Here is a 19,594-nt window from a genome sequence, read left to right as displayed (position 1 = left end):
GGCAGCCATCAGAAGTTGCAGGTCACACCGGTGAACGCGCCGAAGCCATCCCCCGGATAGAGCGCGGCCGTGTCCTGCCCCTGCGCGTTGTAGCCGGGCACGATGGCCGTCACGTAGTCCTTGTCACCCAGGTTCTTCAGGTCCACGTAGGCCTGCCACTGCTTGCTCGGTGCGTCGTAGCCCAGGCGTGCACCGAAAATCGTGTAGGACGGCGCATTGAATGTGTTGGCGTAGTCCACCGCCGAGCTGGACACGGACCGGACGTTGACGCCTGCGTAGAAGCCGTTGGCGTACTGGTATTGCAGCTCGGCCTGGTAGATGTGCTTGGGCAAACCGGGGAGTTCGTTCCTGCTGAACGAGGGGTCGTGGCGATAGTAGAAGTCGTTCAAAGTGTAAGCCTGGCGCCAGCTCAGGACGTCGCCATTGCTGCCCTGCCAGAGCCGCGTGGTCAGCCCCGCTTCGATGCCCTGGTGAATGGTCGGGGTGGCGTTGGCGGTCGTGACGATCGCCGCGCTGGTGTCGGTGGCGGCGGCAATCTGGGTCGTCAGCAGTTCGTTCTTGATCCAGGAGCGGTACAGCACCAGGCTGCCATCGAAGCGCTCGGACTGGCCGCGGATACCGAACTCCACGGTGTTGGCGGTCTGCGGCACCAATGGCTTGATGTAGTTGTTGGTCACCCCGGAGTTGGAGATCGACCACGAGCTGGGCGGGTCGATGGAGCGGCTGACGTTACCGAACACCTGCAGGTTCGGCGTCAGCTCGTAACGCAGCCCGGCCCGGGGTGCCAGGGACCAATCGTCATAGTCGTAACGCGTGGGGAAGCCGCTGGTGTTGGCTCGGTCGCTGAACGTCACGTCGATGTCGCGCTCGATCTGGATCGCCGAAACGCCGGTGCTCAGGTACAACCGGTCGGTCAGCCCCAGGTCGTTGCCCACGGTGAAGACACGGTCGGACGAGCCGTCGTACTTGACGTTCTTCTGCAGGATGCCAAGGTCCTTGTCACCGCGGTAGGTCTTGGCGCCGGCATTCAGGTGCTCGGTGCTGGTGAAGCCCAGGGTGGTGGTGCTGTCGAGCCCGAACAGTTGATCGTTGCGGGTGTATTTGAGCGAGGCGTTGAGGTCGCTCCAGTCCCAGTAATTCGGGTTGACCGGGCTGCGCCGATTGAGGATCTGCGGGTAGTCGTGGTAGCCGATGCCGAATTCCAGGGTCGCGTCGTCGTCGAAGGTGTAGGTGGTCTTGCTCGCCACCCAGGTCGACCCGCGTTTGGTGGAGTCGCCGCGGCTGGTGCGCGTGGCCGCATTGGTCTGGGTGCTGTCGTGTTTGAGCTGGGCACGGGTCAAGGCCCCGGCATTCTCGTGGAATTCCTCGCGATAACGCACGATCAGGCGGGTCTGCAGCTTCGGGCTGAAGCGGTAGCCGAAATTGCCCACCACGCCTTGGGACTTGCTGAAGGTGTAATCCTGATAACCATCGCGTCGAGCGTTGTCGACGCTGACGAAGTAATCCGCATCGCCCACCACACCACCGGTGCGCAGGGTCTGTTTCTGCCAGCCGAAACTGCCCCCCTCGAGCTTGATCTGGCTGCCCGGCGCGCTGTAGCCGGTGTGGGTGATGAAGTTGATGCCACCGCCCAACGACAAGGCGCCGTACTCGAACGCATTGGCGCCGCGCAGGATCTCGGTGTACTGCAGGCCTTGCCCGTCCAGCAGTTCGTACGGCGTGCCCCCGGCGCCGGTCAGGGCCAAGCCGTCGAAGAGAAACTTGGTGCCTTCGCGAAAGTAGCCGGGCGAAGCATTCGCGCCGGAACCACGGATGGAAATCTTGATCGCGTCATTGCCCCCCGCCGACTGCGCGTACACGCCAGGCTGGTAGGCCAGGGTGTCTTCGAGGCTGGCCGAACGGCCCTTATTGACCTCGGCCTGGTCGACCAGGCTGGTGCTACCGGGTACTTCCGCAAGCCTGGCCCGCGCCTGCTCGACCGGTGTCGCCTTGGCCGCCTGCACGGTGACCGTTTGCAAGCGTTGCTCGGCCGTATCGGCCAGCGCCGGCGTGACGTTGAACAACAGGCAGGCGCTCAGGCCTGAGGCAAGTTCGGTATAACGAAAAGCGCTGCTGCGCCGATTGTTCAATGACGGCGTAAAGGCATGTAACTTCAACGGTGTTGCTCCCACCCAATGAATATAAGGCGAGCTTCTATTGGTATAGTCGGACTCGGGTGATGACGTCTGCGACCTCATCGATAAAGTTGGAGATTGCAGTGTTCGTGCCAATCACCAAGTGCCCTAAACAAGGAACTTTTTTGATATCAGGTAGCGGCTGGATGTTTGAAATAGCCGCAACTGCTTAGTGACTGCTGCCCCAGCAACACTTGTGAGAGATAGCCTCCCGTAGGAGCGGTCCGTGGCCGCGAAGGGCGCGATTCGGTATGCCTGATACACCACAGCGCCCTTTTCGCGGCCGATGACCGCTCCTACGCCAGGCCAATGATCCCGTAGGAGCGGTCCGTGGCCGCGAAGGGCGCGATTCGGTATGCCTGATACACCGCGGTGCCCTCTTCGCGGCCGATGACCGCTCCTACGGTAGGCATTGAATTACCGGAAGCTGTACTGCACCCCCGCATACGCACCTATACCATCCCCCGGAATGATCGCCCTGACATCGTTGCCGTTGGCATTGAACGTCGGGCTGATGGAGGCGGCGTACTTCTCGTCGGTCAAATTGCGCAGGTCCAGATAGACATTCCAATCCTTCTTCGGCGAATCCCAGCCCAGTATCGCGCCCCACAGGTTGTAAGAACCGGCGTCCTTGGTGTTGGCAAAATCCACCGGTGTCTTGGAGGCGTAGTAAGTGTTCACGCCCACATAAACGCCATTGCTGAAGTCATAACGCAGTTCAGCCTGGTAATTGTGTTTGGGAATGCCGGGCAACCGATTGCTGCCGAACTGTTCGTCGTCGCGGTAGAAAAAGTCGCTATAGGTATAGGACTGACGCAAGTGCAACGAATCACCATCGTTCTGGTACAGCAGAGAATCCAGACCCAGTTCCACCCCCTGGTGAATGGTCTTGCTGGCGTTGTATTCGGAGGTCAGCGCATCGGCGGTGGAAGTGGCCTCTCTGATGATCACCGAGAGCAACTCATCCTGCACGTGGGACCGATAGAACGTCAGGTCCCAGTTGTTGTTGCCGAACTGCCCACGGGTACCGAATTCCAACGTATCGGCAATCTGCGGTTCAAGCTTCTGTCCACCGGAGTTGAGCCCGGTGGCCGGCCCGGACGTGAACACCTGCGCACCGGATACATAAGCCCACGACTGCTGGGCCTCGACCGTGCGACTGAGGTTGCCGAACAGCTGCCAGTTAGGGTTGATCTGGTAACGCACGCCCACCCTGGGGGCAAACTCCCAGTCGTTCTTTTCGATGGGGTTGTTGGGGTTGTCGGCCTCGCCACCCACCGGATACGACACCTTGGCCTTGCGCTGGAACTCCACGGCGGAAAGGCCTGCGCTGAGCCACAGCGTGTTGTCGATCCACTCGGTTTCATTGCTGGCGCTCAACACGGTGTCGGAGCCTTCGTACTCAGCCTTGCGCACCAACGCCCCGGACGGCAGGTTGGCGGTGATACCGGAAGGAATCCGCACCTTGGTCTTGGCGTAAGCATTCAAATGCTCGGTCCGCAGGGCGTTGAATCGGGTGATGCTGTTCTTGCCGAACAACGTGTCCAGGCGGTCGTATTTCAAACTGGCGGAATAATCGCTGAAGCCCCAGGTCGTGCGGTTGACGCCCTGTCGCGCGTCGATTGGATAGTCGTGGTAGACCAATCCCACTTCCAGGTTGGAATCGTCATCGAAGGTGTATTGGGTCTTGCTCGCTACCCAGGTCGAACCTGGCTGTTTGCGATGCGCACGTACGTTCACACTGGCCGGGTTGGCCTGCTCGGGATCGTCCTTCAGTTGCGCGCGGGTGATGTAACCAGGCGTCTCGTTATCGGTGGTGCGATAGCGGTAGTAGAGACGGGATTTCAACTGCGGCGAAAACTGGTAGCCGATGTTGCCGGCGAAACCGGCGCTCTTGCCTTTGGTTTGATCCTGAAAGCCGTCCGACGCCGAGTCGGTGAGGCTGACGTAATAGTCGAGCGGGCCCAGCACTTGCCCTGAACTGATCTGACGCTTTTGATAGCCGTAACTACCGGCCTCATAGCGCACTTGCAAGGGCGCGGAATTGTAGCCGGTCTTGGTCACGTAGTTGATCGCACCGCCCAGATACAACGAGCCGATATCGAAAGCATTGCCGCCGCGCAGCACTTCGGTATGACTCAGGCCCAGCGGCTCGAACAGTTCGTAGGGGGTACCGCCGGGCCCGGACACCGGCAGGCCGTCGAACAGGTAGAAGATGCCGGCGCGGAAATAACCCACGCCCTTGTTGATACCCGACCCACGAATGGAAATCCGTGTGCCGTCGTTGCTGCCGCCGCCCTGCGTAGCGATCACACCGGGCTGCAGAGCGAAGATATCGGTACTGGTCGACACGCGCCTCTTTTCTACGGTCGCTGAATCAACATAGTTGACTCCGCCTGCCACTTGCTTCAAAGCCGTTTCGGCGCGTTGGTTCTCGTCCAGCCTGGCACCCTGAACAACTACGGTACTGAGTTGACTGGTCGGCTTCTGCTCGGCCGATTCGGTGACGGGTGCGGCATGAAGTTGGCCGATAAACAGCAATGTCGCCCCAGCGCCCAGCGCCGACGGCAAGCGATTGCGTGCCGTCGTTGTTGCAATGACTTCCCCGTTCATTCCCTGCTCCTGCTTGACTCATATAACACCGCCCTGAATAAAGACGGTGCTTATTTATTGGCAACAGGGTGATAGCAGAGAGCGTGCCAGCTATTGAGCGGCCGAAACTCGTTGAAACCGTACATTAGAGCGGCCAAGTGGCCGCCAGCACACACTTGGTGATGAACGACTGCCTTGATTCGAACACTTGAAACTTCACTACAGCCCTGTCAACAAACACCTGATATCGATCATCCGTGGGAGCGGTCATCGGCCGCGAAGGCTTCACCGCCACTTGCCTGACACACCGCAGCGATCATTTCGCGGCCGCGGACCGCTCCTACAAAAAATACGATCGCACTCATTGGTGGGCGTGATCATCATCCGCGAAGAATTCTTCACCTAGTTATCGTGAACAATAAGCGCCTGGAGTCGTCAGCATGCCTGTCGTAAATTTGGAACCCGACGCCAACGACGGCGGGTTCCACCCTTACCAAGGAGGTCAACCATGCTCACCGATTGGGAAATGTGTATCCGCCTGCTGTTGGCTGCTCTGCTCGGCAGCCTGATCGGGCTCGAACGCGAGCGGCTGCTGTGGGCCGCAGGTCTGCGTACTCACATGCTGGTGTGCGTGGGCTCGTGCCTGCTCATGATCGTATCGTCGTTCGGCTTTCAGGATGCCCTGGCCATGGCGCACACCGAACTCGACCCCTCGCGGGTGGCGGCGCAGGTGGTTTCAGGTATTGGTTTCCTGGGCGCCGGCTCGATCCTGCTGCGCGGCGAAGTGATTCGCGGACTCACCACGGCGGCCAGCCTCTGGACGGTCGCCGCCATCGGCCTATCGGTAGGCGGTGGGCTGTACGTGGTCAGCACCGCCGCCACCTTTATCATTCTGGTGATCCTGATCGCCATAAAACCTATGGAGCGGGTCTACCGCAACCGCGTGCAGGTCCATGTCATCAAACTGATCGCCCCGTCGCAGACGCTTTCCCTGAAAAAGGTCAACGAAGTGATGGGCAACCGCGCGGGCAAGGTCAGACAATTCATCGTCGAAAAAGGCAATCGTGACGACACCGACAGCATCACCATCGAACTCAAACGCACTTCAGGCGCGCAGGCCAAGCAGATACTGGAGCAACTGCTGACCATCGACGGGGTTCAGGAGGATGCTTCCAGCCAATGAGCGTCGCCAAGCTTGAACACCAGCGTGTCACACACCCCGAAGACATCGGAGCGACGATCGCCGACCAAGGTACGAACCAGACGAAACCCGACCGACTCCGCGAGCTGGCGGCTGGCGGTGTTGGCCGAAGACGTCGTCAGGTACAAATGTGCTCCAGGCAACTGGGCAATCAGTGCCGTCAATGCTTCGCGCATCAAACCCCGGCCCTGGAATAATTGGTTCGCCCAGTAGCCTATCTCGTGGGAGCCATCGGCCTTGGGGGTGAAGCCGATACACCCCACCAGTTGCTGCGGGTGCTCGCGAGTCAGCAGGAAGAACTTTTTCTCCGCATCGTGGCGGACGAAATCGCTCTGCGCTCGCTGCAGGGTGTCCAGCGTATCGGTCAGTTCCCAGCGTGGCCGGCTCCAAACCAGAAACAGACGATGGGTTTCGTAACTCGCGTTCAAGGCATCCGCCAAGAGCTGTGCCAGGGCAACATTCGGGGCGACTATTTCAAGACGAGGCGTCAGCAGCGGCGTCTGCACCAGAGGCGGGATCAACTGGGTGCGATAACGCACCAGCGACAGAGATTCCCCATCCTCAACCACCGTTCGCTCGCTGCCGGGTTCGCGGACGAACCCAATGGCCTCATAAAACCCGATGGCCCGCTCGTTCCCCGCCAATACCCACGCGGTCACGTCGGTGTAGCCGTCGCGCGTGAGGTTTTCCTGGATGACCTGCCACAACTGGCGACCCAGACCTTGCGACCAGACCTCGGGCAGCAGATTGATAGCGCGCAGTTCGGCCGTAGCCGAACCCGCCTCAGCATCCCTGCTGGGCCCGAAAGAGGCCCAACCCAGGGCTTGCCCGCTTCGCTCGATCACCCACAACGACATTGTCCGCTGAACGATCGCCTCGCGTAGCACGTTTGCCCGCTGCTCCAGCTTGTCTTCAAGCGCCAGCAGGTAGGACGGTGAAAGAAGGTCTTGGTAGGCCGCCTGCCAGGCGGCCAGATGAACATGTGCGAGTTGTTGTGCATCCTCCATTTGTGCCGCTCGCAGACGAATCGTGCTTGAGTCACAAGTGCTTTGTTCGTACATGTGCCACATCCTTGTCGTTACTGGTACCCATGCGAAACCATACCTGGGTTGAGCGTACAGGCCAACGCACCGATCAAAACCGAAACGCAACGCCAGTCGTGACATTGAACGCATCCCCTGGGTAGAAATTGGCCGAATCCTGCCCGCGGGCGTCGTAGGTGGTGTTGGCTGCGGTGGCGTAGCGTTCGTCGGTCAGGTTGCGCATGTCCAGGAACACGTCCCAGCGTTTGCTTGGGGCTTCGAAGCCTATGCGGGCGCCGAGGATGGTGTAGGACGGCGCGCTGAAACTGTTGGCGTAGTCGATGAAGTAACTGGAGGCCGAACGCAGGTTGAGTTGGGCGTAGAAGCCTCCGGCCTGCTGGTACTGAAGCTCGGCCTGGTACACGTGGCGTGGCAGGCTGGGCAGTTCGTTGCCGCCGAAGGTGTTGTCGTGGCGATAGTAGAAATCGTTGAAGGTGTAGGCTTGGCGCAGGTTCAGCGTGTCGCCGTTCTCCCCTTCCCACAGCAGCGCATTCAATCCCGCCTCCACGCCTTGGTGAATGGTCGGGCTGGCGTTGGACGAAGCCACCAGTTGGTCTTGATTGGCCGAGGCCTGACGCACCACCACGGACAGAATCTCGTCATCGATCCAGGAGCGATAGAACGTCAGGCTGCCTTCGAAAATCCCGGCACTGGCACGTACGCCCAGCTCGGCCGTGGTGGCTTTCTGAGGTTTCACGTCGCGTATGAACGGCGAGCCGGTGCTGCCCAGCTGCCAGGTCACGGGCGGGTCGATGGAGCGGCTGACGTTGCCGAACAGCTGGATGTCCGGCGTCAGTTCATACCGCAGGCCCAGCCGCGGCGCGGTGTCCCATTCGGAGTAGTTCACGCCATCGGGAAACTCGCTGGTGTTCACCCCGGTGGTGTATTCGATCTCGGCCTTGCGTTTGATATTGATGAAAGAAAGCCCGGTGGACAGCCAGGTTCTGTCGTTGAGCTGCAGCTCGTTGCCCAGCGCCAGTACGCTGTCGCGCGAGCCAGTGTACTTTGTGTACTGCAACAGTTGCACGGTGCTGCGGCTGTGGGATTTGACATCGCCCAGGTAGGCCAGGGTATTGCTGAAGGTGATGCTGCTGTCGCTGGGCAGGCCGAACAGTTCGTCGTGGGCGCGGCGATAGCGCAGGACCACGCTGGTGTCCTTGGAGCGCCAGTCCTGCGGCGAAACCGAATAACGCCAGCCGTTGAGCAACGGGTAGTCGTTGTACCCCAGGCCCACTTCCAGGGTCGAGTCGTCGTCGAACCTGTAGGTGGTGTTGCTGCCCAGCAAGGTGGTGCCGTCCTTCTTGCGACCAGTGGGAACCTCGTTGCTGCGCGGATCGTGCTTGAGCTGGGCTCGGGTCAAGGTGTTGCCGTTGGTGAGCTGTTCTTCGCGGTAGCGCAGAAAGAAACGCGTTTCCAGTTTGGGGCTGAACACATGGCCGAAGTTGGCGATCAGGTCGCGGCCTTTGTTGGCCGTGTTGTCCTGATAGCCGTCGCGTTCGTTGTGCAGCACGCTCACGTAGTAATCGCTGTCGCCGACCACGCCACCGGTGCTCAGTTGCTGTTTGCGATAGCCGAAACTGCCGACTTCGAACCGTGCATAGTTGCCTGGGGACGTGCGTCCTGTGCGGCTGACGAAGTTGATCGCGCCCCCCAGCGACAGCGCCGTGTGCTTGAAGGCGTTGGCGCCGTACAGCACTTCGGTGTGATCGACTGCGGCCATGTTCAGCAGGTCTTCCTGAGTGCCGCCCGGCCCGGTGATCGGCAGTCCGTCGTAGAGGAATTTGATGGCCAGGGCATAGCCCTGATAGAAGGTATTCAAACCCGAACCGCGAATCGAAATCTTGTTGGCACCGGTGCCGCTGGTGGCCTGCGCGAACACCCCCGGTTGTAGCGCAAGTACGTCTTCGGCATTGGAGGCACGGCCTTTCTCGACTTCTTTCATGTCGACGACCGCGGTGGTACCGGGGGTCTTGTCCAGTTCGACCTTGGCCTTTTGCGCTTCGCTGCGCGCCGCGCCCGTCACCACCACCGTGGACAGCTGGGTATCCTCGGCGTGGGCCAGACCCAAACTGGTGACGGTGAACAATGCCACGCTGCTTGATACGAAAGCGCGATATGAACCACTGGGCTTGCGGCCCGATGTTGAACCCATGAATGAAGCTCCTGAACGCTACGAAAAGATGAGGAGCCTCTATTCGTATAGTCGCGCTCGCAGGGGCTTGAGCAGCTATCGTGCCAATCCGGAAAAAGCCGAACACTGGCCATACAGGCAGCATTGGCGCTGCAAAGTGATGCAACTTGTCGCCCAGGTGTTGATAGACGAACAGTTGGTTGCAGGCTTGCAACGATATAGAAACGAAAAAGCCCACGCTGACCTGATCAGCGTGGGCTTTTCTACAACCGTGTTACGTGTGCGGATCGATTAGACCGCAGCAACGACCTTGGCAGGTGGCTGAGTACGACGACCCAGTACACCGGCACCGGCGGCTACCAGACCCGAGATCACCAGGGTGATCAGCAGGATCCAGGCGCCTTGCGAAACGCGCTTGGCGGCCACTTCGGCAGCTTCACGGGCTTTCTGTTCGGCCTGAGCTTTCAGTTCCTGATACTTGGCATAAGCCTGACGGTAGCTGGCCTGGGCCTGATCGACGATCTGGTTGGCTTCAGCATCGGTCTTGTTGCCACGTGCCTTGATCAGATTGACCAGTGCTTCGCGGTCAGCAGCATCCCAAGCCTGGTCGCCCTTGGCTTTGATGCGATCCATCAGGCCAGACAACTGGTTGTCGGCTTGCTGAGGGTTCTCGGCGCTGCGCTGAGCGGTGTTCTGCGCGTCTTGTTGAGTCGCCTGAGCTTCCTGCTTGACGTTGTCGGGGTTCAGTTCAGGCTTGCCGGTCTGACGCATGGCCAACTCGAGTTCGCCCTGGATGTCGTCCAGATTGAATTCGATACCCTGCTGACGCAGTTGGTCCTGAATCTTGTCGCCCAGTGCGGGAGCGACTTGAGCAATGCCACTGCCCAGCGCCGACATGCCGCTGCCAGCCAGGTTCAGACCGCCACGGACCACGCCGGTGACTGCACTGGAAACCAGGTAGACAGTGATGAGCGAAACGCTCGCCCAGACCAGCAGACCGTGGAAAGCGCCTTCGCGCTGTGCCAGACGGCCAGCAGCCCAACCGCCCACGAACAGCGAGATGACCGCGCTGACCACGACCCAGATACCGGCACCGGTGCCGATGCCCGACAGCGGGTTGGCTTCTTGCATTGGATCGATGGTGGCTGTACCAATGGCGGTACCCAATAGGTTGAGCAACAGCGAAACCACCATGGCAAGTACCACACCGGCGAGAATCGCACTCCACGAAATTCGCTTGAGCAACGGCGCGGTTGTGGCGTGGTCATGGTAGACCGGGGTGGTGTAGCCGTCTGGAGCGATACGGTCATCGCGGATCATGATTGTAGTCCTTTGGGTCAGTGGCAGAACGAGTAGGTGAACTCGCTTACAGCAATGACCAAGGGCTTCGTGAAAAAGTTTTATAAAAACATTGAATATCTTTTTTCGGCTGTATGGACCGGCTTGATAGGCGTGACTGGCCGCAGTCACCTTCGCTGGTTACTATGCGCCTACAAGCCTTTGAATCTTTCACGCATTGCAGCCATGAGCACACGATGAGCACAGACCTGGACACGCTGTTCGACCGCACCGGCACGGGCAGTACCAAATGGAGCCGCTACCCCGAAGATGTATTGCCGATGTGGGTCGCCGACATGGATTTCGCCGCACCGCCTGCGGTCATCGAACGCTTGCAGACGCGTCTGACCCATCCGGTTCTGGGCTACAGCGTGCCCTCGGACGAACTGCGTCAGGTGCTGGTCGATTACCTGCGCGAGCACTATGACTGGCAGGTGCAGAAGCAGGACATCGTGGTCCTGCCGGGTGTGGTGCCTGGGGTCAACATGGCGCTGCACGGTCTGGTGGCCGAAGGTGAGGGCGTGGTGGTGCATACCCCCAACTATCCGCCGCTGCGCCAGGCGGCCGGGCACTGGAAGATGCGCAGCATCGAGGTGCCGTTGCGGGCCGACGCACAAGGTCAGTGGGCGTGTGGCCCGCAGCGGCTGCAGCAGGCGCTGGCCGAGAGCTCGGCGTACCTGCTGAGCAATCCGCACAACCCGATCGGCAAGACCTATAGCCGCGACGAACTGCGCACGATCGCCGAAATTTGCGTGGCGCAGGATGTGTTGATCATCAGCGACGAGATCCACGCGGACCTGCAGTTCGATGGACGTCGGCATATCCCTGTCGCGTCGCTGTCGCCGGAAGTGGCGCAGCGCACCATTACCCTGATGTCCGCAAGCAAGACCTACAACGTGGCGGGGCTCAAGACAGCCTTTGCAGTGATCCAGAATCCCTCGTTGCGCGCTCGCTTCGACGTGGCACGAGTGGGCATGGTCGACAGCGTCAATCCGCTGGGGATGGAAGCCACCCATGCCGCCTATGCGCAGCCGGGCGAGTGGTTGGAACAGCTGAAAACCTATCTGCAGGGCAATCGCGACTACCTGCTGGAAACGATTCGTACGCGGCTGCCCGGCGTCGTGGTGCATGCGCCACAAAGCACCTACCTGGCCTGGCTGGACTGCTCGGCTTTGGGCCTGGACAATCCGCAGCGGTTTTTTCTTGAACAAGCTCGAGTGGGCCTGAGCGCCGGCCCGGAATTCGGCGAAGGGCTGGAGCAATTCGTTCGCCTGAATTTCGGCTGCCCGCGCGCACTGCTGACCGAAGGCCTAGCCCGCATCGAACGCAGCCTGCAACATCGCACCCCGTAGCAGCGGCGCGAGCCGCGTCCGGGTTCGACGCGTTTATCCAGATACACCGCAGGTACCGCCGACGCAGCTTGCGCAGCTGCTACAGGGATTGCGACCGCGTCTGGCCTCACCGGCCCCACCGCATTCCCCTGTAGCAGCGGCGCGAGCCGCGTCCGGGTTCAATGCGTTTATCCAGATACACCGCAGGTACCGCCGACGCAGCTTGCGCAGCTGCTACAGGGATTGCAACGTATCCGGCCTCACCGGCCTCACCGCATTCCCCTGTAGCAGCGGCGCGAGCCGCGTCCGGGTTCGATGCGTTCGTCCAGATACACCGCGGGTGCCGCCGACGCAGCTTGCGCAGCTGCTACAGGGATTGCGACCGCATCCGGCCTCACCGGCCTCACCCCATTCCCCTGTAGCAGCGGCGCGAGCCGCGTCCGGGGTCGATGCGTTCGTCCAGATACACCGCGGGTACCGCCGGCGCAGCTGCTACAGGGGTGGATTTTCTGGAGGGTTGGTGGTGCGCAGCGCGTCTGCTGTCGCGGCGCCGGAGGCGGTGTTGTCGAATATGCACCATACCTCGGCGTCGGTGGCGGCTTCGGCCAGGAGCAGGCGCAGGTGTGCCAGATATTCAGCACTGTACGCGTCGTGATAGATGCGCGGCGAACCGTGCAGTCGCCAATAACGAAAGCCGCGCCAGCCTTCAGGGCTTATATCGGTGGCGATGCGTGAAGGATCGACCGCCGCTTGGGCAATGCGGTAAGCCTGCAGGATCGGCTCGGCCTCGACCCAGGAAGCATGGCGCGGTTCGAGCACCACATGGCCTGCAAATCGCTCGCGCAAACAACGGAAGAAATCCTCGGCAGCCTGCACTTCGAAAGCCAGAGACGGCGGTAATTGCACCAGCAGGCAGCCGAGCTTGCCGCCCAATTCACCACATTGCGCCAGGAATTCATCGAGGGCCGCTGCGCAGTCGCGCAAGCGCTGCACATGGGTGATCTGTTTCGGCACCTTGACCGAGAAGCGGAAGTCGTCGGGCACCGACGCGGCCCAGCGGGCATAGGTCTGTGGGCGATGCGGACGATAGAACGAACTGTTGATCTCCACGCAGCGCAGCCGCGAGGCGTAACGCCGCAAATGGGTGCCGTCGCCCGTGAAGTGCTCAGCGTACTCGCGCGGCAGGCTCCAACCGGCGCAGCCCACGCGCACCCGGTCCATGCTCAAAACAAGACTCCACCGGCTTCGCGCATGAAGATCTCCACGGTCTTGGGCCCCACACCGTCGAACTGTGCCAACCTGCGCTCAAAATCCCTGCGATCGGCACTGGCCTCACGCATCTGGCTGACACTGCCGCCGTACTCTGCCGTCAATGTCTTCGCCAAAGCGCTCAGCCGCGTCGCCGTGCTCTCGTCATAGCGCACATAATGCGCCTCGCCCAGCATGGCCACCAACTCGCGATGCGTGCAGTGGCCCAGCTTGCGCGGCGTATCGCGACCGTGTTTTTCGACCAGCACCCGATAGGCCTGAACGGCGATATCGGCCTGAATGCGCTTACCCATCAGAAAGCTGGCCAGCAACCACTTGAACAGGCCGTGCTGCTCGGTGATGTCGATGCCCAGATCCTGGGCAGTGATGGACTTGCTCATCGGCGGTATCCCTGATTGGCTGCGGCACGGACGCTGCCCGGTAGACGCCAGCCCCACTCGGCGGTTCGATCCGTCTTCCCGCACCAGACAGCACTGCGACGCGCGGGCCGTGCCGTTCCGGTCATTCGCCGCTACAATGGCGATCTTGACCGTGATGACTCTGACCAGAAAAACATGTCCCTGCCCAAGCACCACCTCGAACTGCTCAGCCCCGCACGCGACGTAGCCATCGCCCGTGAGGCCATCCTGCATGGCGCCGACGCCATCTACATTGGCGGGCCCAGCTTCGGCGCGCGTCACAACGCCAGCAACGAGCTGAGCGATATCGCCGAGTTGGTGACCTTCGCTCGCCGCTATCACGCGCGGGTGTTCACCACGCTCAACACCATCCTGCACGACAACGAACTGGAACCGGCGCGCAAGCTGATACACCAGTTGTACGACGCCGGCGTGGATGCCTTGATCGTGCAGGACCTGGGGGTCATGGAGCTGGATATTCCGCCGATCGAGCTGCACGCCAGCACCCAGACCGACATCCGCACCCTGGCGCGGGCCAAATTCCTCGACCAGGCCGGCTTCTCACAGCTGGTGCTGGCGCGGGAACTGGATCTGGGCGAGATCCGCGCCATTGCCGCGGAAACCGATGCAGCGATCGAGTTCTTCATTCACGGTGCGTTGTGCGTGGCGTTTTCCGGGCAGTGCAACATCTCCCATGCGCAGACCGGTCGCAGTGCCAACCGCGGCGACTGCTCTCAGGCCTGCCGCCTGCCCTACACCCTCAAGGATGACCAGGGCCGCGTAGTGGCCTATGAAAAACACCTGCTGTCCATGAAAGACAACAACCAGAGCGCCAACATTCGCGCGCTGGTCGAGGCCGGCGTGCGTTCGTTCAAGATCGAAGGCCGCTACAAGGACATGGGCTATGTGAAGAACATCACCGCCTACTACCGCCAGCGCCTGGACGACGTGCTGGAAGACCGTCCGGATCTGGCCCGGGCTTCCAGCGGTCGCACCGCACACTTCTTCGTGCCGGACCCGGACAAGACCTTCCACCGCGGCAGCACCGACTATTTCGTCAGCGAGCGCAAGATCGACATCGGTGCGTTCGATTCGCCCACCTTCACCGGCCTGCCGGTCGGACGCGTGGAGAAAGTCGCCAAGCGTGACATGCTGGTCGTCAGCGAGCAGCCGCTGTCCAACGGCGACGGCCTGAACGTGCTGGTCAAGCGCGAAGTCGTGGGTTTCCGCGCCAACATCGCCGAGCTCAAGGGCGAGTTCGACGAAGACGGTCAGAAGCGCTATCGCTATCGCGTCGAACCCAACGAGATGCCGGCGGGGCTATTCCAGTTGCGCCCCAACCACCCGCTCAATCGCAACCTGGACCACAACTGGCAGCAGGCGCTGCAGAAGACTTCCGCCGAGCGGCGCGTCGGCGTGGCCTGGCGCGTGCAGTTGAGCGAGCAACGTTTGCAACTGACCGCCACCAGCGAAGAAGGCGTGCGCGTGGATGTAGCGCTGGAAGGCCCGTTCGGGCCGGCCAACAAACCGGAGCAGGCGCTGGATCAGCTGCGTGACCTGCTGGGGCAACTGGGGACTACCCAGTACCATGCAACGGCCATCGAACTGGATGCACCGCAGGCGTTTTTCATTCCCAACTCGCAGCTCAAGGCGATGCGTCGCGAAGCGATCGAAGCGCTGACCACCGCGCGCGTGCAGGCCCATCCGCGTGGCAGCCGCAAGGCCGAGACGACGCCACCGCCGGTGTATCCTGAATCGCACCTGTCGTTCCTGGCCAACGTGTACAACCAGAAGGCTCGCGATTTCTATCATCGCCATGGGGTCAAGCTGATCGATGCCGCGTACGAGGCCCATGAAGAGCCGGGCGAAGTGCCCGTGATGATCACCAAGCATTGCCTGCGTTTCTCGTTCAACCTGTGCCCCAAGCAGGCCAAGGGCGTAACCGGGGTGAAAACCAAGGTCGCGCCCATGCAGTTGATTCATGGCGATGAAGTGCTGACCTTGAAGTTCGACTGCAAGCCGTGCGAGATGCACGTGATCGGCAAGATGAAGGGGCATATCCTGGACCTGCCGCAGCCCGGCAGTGGCGTCAATGTGGTGGGTCAGATCAGCCCGCAGGATCTGATGAAGACCATCCGCCGCGCGCCCCATTGATACGGTGGGTTGATCGCGCCGTGTCTGGGCTGTCGCATTGGCGCCCGACGCGGCCACCTAATACCTGTAGCAGCTGCGCAAGCTGCGTCCGATGGCACTGCGTGGGGTCAGATGATCCGCGTGGCCTGTGACGCGGCTCGCGCCGCTGCTACAGGGGAATGTGAGGCCGGATACTGATGCCGGCCCTGTTTCACAGCCGGAACTCAAGCACCTGCAATGAATATCTTCACCCGCCTCTGGCCGACCCGCCAACCGATCAATGCCCGGGAAAAATGGCGTGCCTGCATCGGTGCCGCCCTGGGCGTGCTGGTGGTCGGGGTGCTTGCAGCGCTGGGCCTGCAGGGGCACTGGGCCTCCGAGCACGGCGCCCTGGGGCTGGCCATCGTGGCGCCCATCGGCGCCAGCGCCGTGCTGGTGTTCGCCCTCCCCGCCAGCCCTTTGGCCCAGCCCTGGGCAGTAACCGGTGGCAATACGCTGAGCGCGCTGGTCGGCATTGCCTGCGCCAAATGGATTCCCGATCCGACCCTGGCTGCCGCCCTCGCCGTAGGCCTGGCAATCGCACTGATGCTCGCCGCCCGCTGCCTGCACCCACCCGGTGGCGCGGCGGCACTGTTGATGGTCGTGATGGGTTGCGAACACTTCGCCTATGCCGTCAATCCGGTCCTGCTCGATTCGCTGCTGCTGGTGGCCGCCGGCCTGCTCTACAACAACCTGACGCGTCGGCCCTGGCCCCATGTGCCTGCGACGCCCCAACCATCGGCCACAGGGAGATTCAGCCGCGCCGACCTGGACGCCGCGCTGGTGCACTACAACCAGGTCCTCGACGTCGATCGCAACGACCTGCAAGCGTTGCTCGAACTGGCCGAAGCTTCGGCCTACCAGCGCAACATGGGCGAGCTGCGCTGTGCCGAAGTCATGAGTCGGGAACCGATCACCGCACGCCAGGAGATGCCGCTACGCGAGGCCTGGGCACTGATGCGCAAGCACAAGATCAAGGCCTTGCCGGTCATCGATCGCCAGCGCCATCTGATAGGCATCGTCACCGTGGCCGATTTCATGCGGCAACTGGATCTGGACGCCCACGACGGCGTGGCCTGGCATCTGCGCGCCCTGCTGCGACCCGGACGCAATCGGCCAACGACCAGCAGCGTTGGGCAGATCATGACCCGTTCGGTGCGCGTCGCCAGCGCCGATCGGCTGCTGACCGAGCTGGTGCCGGTGTTTTCGGAGAACGGCCATCGGCACATTCCGATCATCGACAGCGAGCGCCGTCTGGTGGGCATCATCACTCAGTCCGACCTCATCCGCGCGCTGTACCGGGCGGTCAGCGCCTAGTTGGCGGGAGCATCGGGAAGCTGGATATCGGTCAGTCCCATCCGTGCCGCCTGCTCCAGAACCTGCTCGTCGCTGTCCTCGGCGGTGGGCATCACCAGGCTGTTTTCGCCGTCGCCGAAGTGCAATTGCAGCAGGTGCATCACCACAGCGTGGAGGCCCGGCTCGATCCGAGCCGGTGGCGTCCAGCTGCGCGGCTCACCGTTGAAGCGGTATTGGACGGATGCGGTTGCCATGGGACATCTCCTCTTGGTAGCGGGCGTGTGCGGGGGCTCGGCCCTGCAGCAACTGACTGAAGTGATCCGCCAGCGTTCCTTCGGTTCGGCGCGAGAGGCGCCGGGGGATTGTCTTGAACGTCTGCGTGCATGTGCTTTCTGAACACTGTGCTTTCTGAACACGGAACCGGGCAATGCCGTGCATTGCATCCCCACACCTGCAGGAGAAATGTGCATGAAGATCTTGATGGTTCTCACGTCCCACGATCAGTTGGGCGATACCGGCAAGAAAACCGGCTTCTGGCTGGAAGAATTCGCCGCCCCCTACTATGCCTTCATCGACGCCGGCGCCGATGTGACGCTGGTGTCGCCCAAGGGCGGCCAGCCACCACTGGATCCCAAGAGCGACGAGCCGGATGCGCAGACCGACGCCACCCGCCGCTTCGCCGATGATGCAGAGGCCAAATCTGCCCTCGCCGACACCTTTCCGCTGAGCGAAGTCGACCCCTACGATTTCGATGCCGTGTTCTATCCCGGTGGGCACGGCCCGCTGTGGGACCTGGCCGAAGACACGGATTCGAAGACCATCATCGAGGCGTTCTATGCCGCCAACAAGCCGGTCGCTGCCGTCTGCCATGCACCGGGTGTGTTCAAGAACGTGAAGTCGCCCGATGGCGATTCCATCGTCAAGGGCAAGAAGGTTACAGGCTTCACCAACTCCGAAGAGGACGCGGTCGGGCTGACGGATGTGGTGCCCTTCCTGGTCGAAGACATGCTCAAAGGCAATGGCGCAGAGTATTCCAAAGGTCCGGACTGGGGCAGCTATGTGGTCGAGGATGGGCACCTGATCACTGGGCAGAACCCTGCGTCCTCCGAAGCTGCGGCTCAAGCCTTGATCAAGCGACTGCAGCAGGAAGAGAGCGCCTGATTGGTGACTGCCTGACACACGGCGGCGCTCTGTTCGCGGCCGATGACCGCTCCTACAAGGGGTGCCGCGTAGGAGCGGTCCGTGGCCGCGAAGGGCCTCACCGGTTTCCCATGACACACCGTTGCGTTTTTTGCGGCCGGTGACCGTTCCTACGAGAAATGCTCGCACAGCGGCAATTTCAAATTTTCACGTTATATCGTAACATTCGCATCCCGATTTATTTTTGGATGCCTGCCCATGGCCGACGCTGCCCCTTCACCACCCTTTCCCAGTTCGCTTTCCACGGCCTCGACCCAAGCGGTATCACGCACGCGCATGCTGGCGATCGATGCACTACGTGGATTGGTCATGCTGTTCATGCTCGTCGATCATGTGCGCGAAACGTTTTTTCTGCATGTTCAGGTCAGCGATCCCATGGATCCGGTCAACACACCTCCCGAACTGTTCTTCACTCGCATCAGCAGCATGGTCTGCGCCCCGGTGTTCGTTTTCCTTACCGGCCTCTCGGCTTGGCTGTACGGACAATCCCATAGCCCACGGGAAGTCTCGATATTCCTCCTCAAGCGCGGACTGTTTCTGGTCTTTCTGGAACTGACGCTGGTCAACTTCGCCTGGAACGCGACTCTGGTGCCCACCACCTTGTGGCTGCAAGTGATCTGGGCCATCGGCCTGAGCATGATCGCGCTGGCCGCGCTCATCCATCTGCCCCGTACTGCGCTGGCGATCGTGGGTGTCGTCATCGTCGCCGGCCACAACCTGCTGGACGGCATCGTTCTGACCGCAGAGTCGCCCTTCTTCGAGATCTGGTCGATCCTGCACCAGCGCGCGTTCCTGGAAATCACCGAGTTCACCCGCGCGCGCACGACCTACCCCATCCTGCCGTGGATCGGCCTGATCGCCCTGGGCTACTGCGCCGGCCCCTGGTTCGGTCGCGACGCCGACCCGGCACGGCGCCTGCGTCTGCTGCTGAACTGGGGTGTGGGTTTGCTGGTGGGGTTCATTGCCATCCGCTACCTGAACGGCTACGGCGAAAAGCCGTGGAGCGTGCTGGATGACAACGTCCGCACCTTCATGAGTTTCATGTCGCTGACCAAGTACCCACCGTCGCTGCTGTACCTGATGCCCACCATGGGCGCCGGCCTGCTGCTGCTTGCCTTGTTCCAGCGCCTCGAAGGCCGCCCGGTGCTCGAAGTGCTGTCACGCTATGGCGGCGCGCCGATGTTCTTCTATGTGCTGCACCTGCTGGTGCTCAAAGCCATGTACCTGATCGCGGTGCAGATCTGGGGCCTCAATCAGGGCAAGTACTACGGCTTCGACAGCCTGAGCGGGATCTGGCTATGGACCGTGGCACTGGCCGTCGCACTGTACTTCCCCACCCGCTGGTTCGCGCATCTCAAGCAACGCCGCCGTGACATTGGCTGGTTGAAGTATTTCTGAGCAAACCATGGG

Annotated in this window: 15 protein-coding genes; 7 read left to right on the top strand and 8 right to left on the bottom strand. The window is 61.5% G+C overall.

Annotated features, from left to right (window positions below; all coding sequences use genetic code 11):
- Window positions 1–8 precede the first annotated feature (8 nt).
- Together AC788_RS07405 and AC788_RS07400 are read right to left on the bottom strand one after the other, a co-directional pair.
- The gene (locus AC788_RS07405; RefSeq protein WP_236690490.1) at window positions 9–2,156 is read right to left on the bottom strand and encodes a TonB-dependent receptor family protein; all 2,148 of its coding nucleotides are present in this window, start codon (window positions 2,154–2,156) and stop codon (window positions 9–11) included.
- 435 nt (window positions 2,157–2,591) lie between these two features.
- The gene (locus tag AC788_RS07400) at window positions 2,592–4,787 is read right to left on the bottom strand and encodes a TonB-dependent receptor family protein (protein ID WP_236690489.1); all 2,196 of its coding nucleotides are present in this window, start codon (window positions 4,785–4,787) and stop codon (window positions 2,592–2,594) included.
- 487 nt (window positions 4,788–5,274) lie between these two features.
- Here AC788_RS07400 and AC788_RS07395 point away from each other — a divergent pair, with 487 nt between their 5' ends.
- Entirely contained in the window at window positions 5,275–5,949 is a 675-nt protein-coding gene (locus tag AC788_RS07395; RefSeq protein ID WP_043190299.1) for an MgtC/SapB family protein, read from the top strand.
- Here AC788_RS07395 and AC788_RS07390 read toward each other — a convergent pair.
- Window positions 5,925–7,028, bottom strand: a complete 1,104-nt coding sequence (locus AC788_RS07390; RefSeq protein WP_049860022.1) for a GNAT family N-acetyltransferase — start codon at window positions 7,026–7,028, stop codon at window positions 5,925–5,927. The two genes, AC788_RS07395 and AC788_RS07390, sit on opposite strands and share 25 nt — an antisense overlap.
- Before the next feature lie 73 nt (window positions 7,029–7,101).
- Window positions 7,102–9,201 carry a TonB-dependent receptor family protein gene (locus tag AC788_RS07385; RefSeq protein WP_049860021.1) on the bottom strand — a complete coding sequence of 700 codons (2,100 nt, stop codon included), beginning with the start codon at window positions 9,199–9,201 and terminating at the stop codon, window positions 7,102–7,104.
- Here AC788_RS07385 and AC788_RS07380 point away from each other — a divergent pair.
- Window positions 9,200–9,475: a hypothetical protein gene (locus AC788_RS07380; protein ID WP_049860020.1), complete on the top strand. Its 276-nt coding sequence runs from the start codon at window positions 9,200–9,202 to the stop codon at window positions 9,473–9,475. The two genes, AC788_RS07385 and AC788_RS07380, sit on opposite strands and share 2 nt — an antisense overlap.
- On the opposite strand, the gene AC788_RS07375 is transcribed toward AC788_RS07380, so the two are convergent.
- Window positions 9,472–10,500, bottom strand: coding sequence for a hypothetical protein (locus tag AC788_RS07375; RefSeq protein WP_049860019.1), 1,029 nt, complete (start codon window positions 10,498–10,500; stop codon window positions 9,472–9,474). The genes AC788_RS07380 and AC788_RS07375 overlap by 4 nt on opposite strands.
- A 215-nt stretch (window positions 10,501–10,715) precedes the next feature.
- On the opposite strand from AC788_RS07375, the gene AC788_RS07370 reads away from it, so the two are divergent.
- Window positions 10,716–11,870 (top strand): MalY/PatB family protein, encoded by a 1,155-nt coding sequence (locus AC788_RS07370; RefSeq protein ID WP_049860018.1) that lies wholly within the window; start codon window positions 10,716–10,718, stop codon window positions 11,868–11,870.
- 471 nt (window positions 11,871–12,341) lie between these two features.
- Here the strand turns inward: AC788_RS07370 and AC788_RS07365 are convergent, their stop codons facing one another.
- Together AC788_RS07365 and AC788_RS07360 are read right to left on the bottom strand one after the other, a co-directional pair.
- Window positions 12,342–13,070, bottom strand: a complete 729-nt coding sequence (locus tag AC788_RS07365) for a DUF72 domain-containing protein (RefSeq protein WP_049860017.1) — start codon at window positions 13,068–13,070, stop codon at window positions 12,342–12,344.
- Between the two features lie 2 nt (window positions 13,071–13,072).
- Complete coding sequence (locus tag AC788_RS07360; protein ID WP_049860016.1) at window positions 13,073–13,498, bottom strand: DNA methylase; 426 nt, start codon at window positions 13,496–13,498, stop codon at window positions 13,073–13,075.
- A gap of 174 nt (window positions 13,499–13,672) precedes the next feature.
- Here AC788_RS07360 and AC788_RS07355 point away from each other — a divergent pair, with 174 nt between their 5' ends.
- Window positions 13,673–15,670: a peptidase U32 family protein gene (locus AC788_RS07355; protein WP_049860015.1), complete on the top strand. Its 1,998-nt coding sequence runs from the start codon at window positions 13,673–13,675 to the stop codon at window positions 15,668–15,670.
- 216 nt (window positions 15,671–15,886) lie between these two features.
- Window positions 15,887–17,005 (top strand): HPP family protein, encoded by a 1,119-nt coding sequence (locus AC788_RS07350; RefSeq protein WP_049860014.1) that lies wholly within the window; start codon window positions 15,887–15,889, stop codon window positions 17,003–17,005.
- On the opposite strand, the gene AC788_RS07345 is transcribed toward AC788_RS07350, so the two are convergent.
- Window positions 17,002–17,238 carry a hypothetical protein gene (locus AC788_RS07345; protein ID WP_049860013.1) on the bottom strand — a complete coding sequence of 79 codons (237 nt, stop codon included), beginning with the start codon at window positions 17,236–17,238 and terminating at the stop codon, window positions 17,002–17,004. The two genes, AC788_RS07350 and AC788_RS07345, sit on opposite strands and share 4 nt — an antisense overlap.
- Before the next feature lie 214 nt (window positions 17,239–17,452).
- On the opposite strand from AC788_RS07345, the gene AC788_RS07340 reads away from it, so the two are divergent.
- The gene (locus tag AC788_RS07340) at window positions 17,453–18,145 is read left to right on the top strand and encodes a type 1 glutamine amidotransferase domain-containing protein (protein WP_049860012.1); all 693 of its coding nucleotides are present in this window, start codon (window positions 17,453–17,455) and stop codon (window positions 18,143–18,145) included.
- 315 nt (window positions 18,146–18,460) lie between these two features.
- A complete protein-coding gene (locus AC788_RS07335) occupies window positions 18,461–19,582 on the top strand; it encodes a DUF1624 domain-containing protein (RefSeq protein ID WP_177327957.1) in 1,122 nt (373 codons plus the stop codon).
- Window positions 19,583–19,594 lie beyond the last annotated feature (12 nt).

Source organism: Pseudomonas sp. RIT-PI-a (assembly GCF_001187875.1).
Taxonomy (GTDB): Bacteria; Pseudomonadota; Gammaproteobacteria; order Pseudomonadales; family Pseudomonadaceae; genus Aquipseudomonas; species Aquipseudomonas coleopterorum.
This window is presented reverse-complemented; position numbering and strand designations above follow the sequence as displayed.

What these genes read in the sequence shown, in the direction of transcription:
- AC788_RS07400 (WP_236690489.1), bottom strand. Translation starts at nt 4,787, where the DNA reads ATGAACGGGGAAGTCATTGCAACAACGACGGCACGCAATCGCTTGCCG.
- AC788_RS07395 (WP_043190299.1), top strand. Translation starts at nt 5,275, where the DNA reads ATGCTCACCGATTGGGAAATGTGTATCCGCCTGCTGTTGGCTGCTCTG.
- AC788_RS07390 (WP_049860022.1), bottom strand. Translation starts at nt 7,028, where the DNA reads ATGTACGAACAAAGCACTTGTGACTCAAGCACGATTCGTCTGCGAGCG.
- AC788_RS07380 (WP_049860020.1), top strand. Translation starts at nt 9,200, where the DNA reads ATGAATGAAGCTCCTGAACGCTACGAAAAGATGAGGAGCCTCTATTCG.
- AC788_RS07385 (WP_049860021.1), bottom strand. Translation starts at nt 9,201, where the DNA reads ATGGGTTCAACATCGGGCCGCAAGCCCAGTGGTTCATATCGCGCTTTC.
- AC788_RS07375 (WP_049860019.1), bottom strand. Translation starts at nt 10,500, where the DNA reads ATGATCCGCGATGACCGTATCGCTCCAGACGGCTACACCACCCCGGTC.
- AC788_RS07370 (WP_049860018.1), top strand. Translation starts at nt 10,716, where the DNA reads ATGAGCACAGACCTGGACACGCTGTTCGACCGCACCGGCACGGGCAGT.
- AC788_RS07365 (WP_049860017.1), bottom strand. Translation starts at nt 13,070, where the DNA reads ATGGACCGGGTGCGCGTGGGCTGCGCCGGTTGGAGCCTGCCGCGCGAG.
- AC788_RS07360 (WP_049860016.1), bottom strand. Translation starts at nt 13,498, where the DNA reads ATGAGCAAGTCCATCACTGCCCAGGATCTGGGCATCGACATCACCGAG.
- AC788_RS07355 (WP_049860015.1), top strand. Translation starts at nt 13,673, where the DNA reads ATGTCCCTGCCCAAGCACCACCTCGAACTGCTCAGCCCCGCACGCGAC.
- AC788_RS07350 (WP_049860014.1), top strand. Translation starts at nt 15,887, where the DNA reads ATGAATATCTTCACCCGCCTCTGGCCGACCCGCCAACCGATCAATGCC.
- AC788_RS07345 (WP_049860013.1), bottom strand. Translation starts at nt 17,238, where the DNA reads ATGGCAACCGCATCCGTCCAATACCGCTTCAACGGTGAGCCGCGCAGC.
- AC788_RS07340 (WP_049860012.1), top strand. Translation starts at nt 17,453, where the DNA reads ATGAAGATCTTGATGGTTCTCACGTCCCACGATCAGTTGGGCGATACC.
- AC788_RS07335 (WP_177327957.1), top strand. Translation starts at nt 18,461, where the DNA reads ATGCTGGCGATCGATGCACTACGTGGATTGGTCATGCTGTTCATGCTC.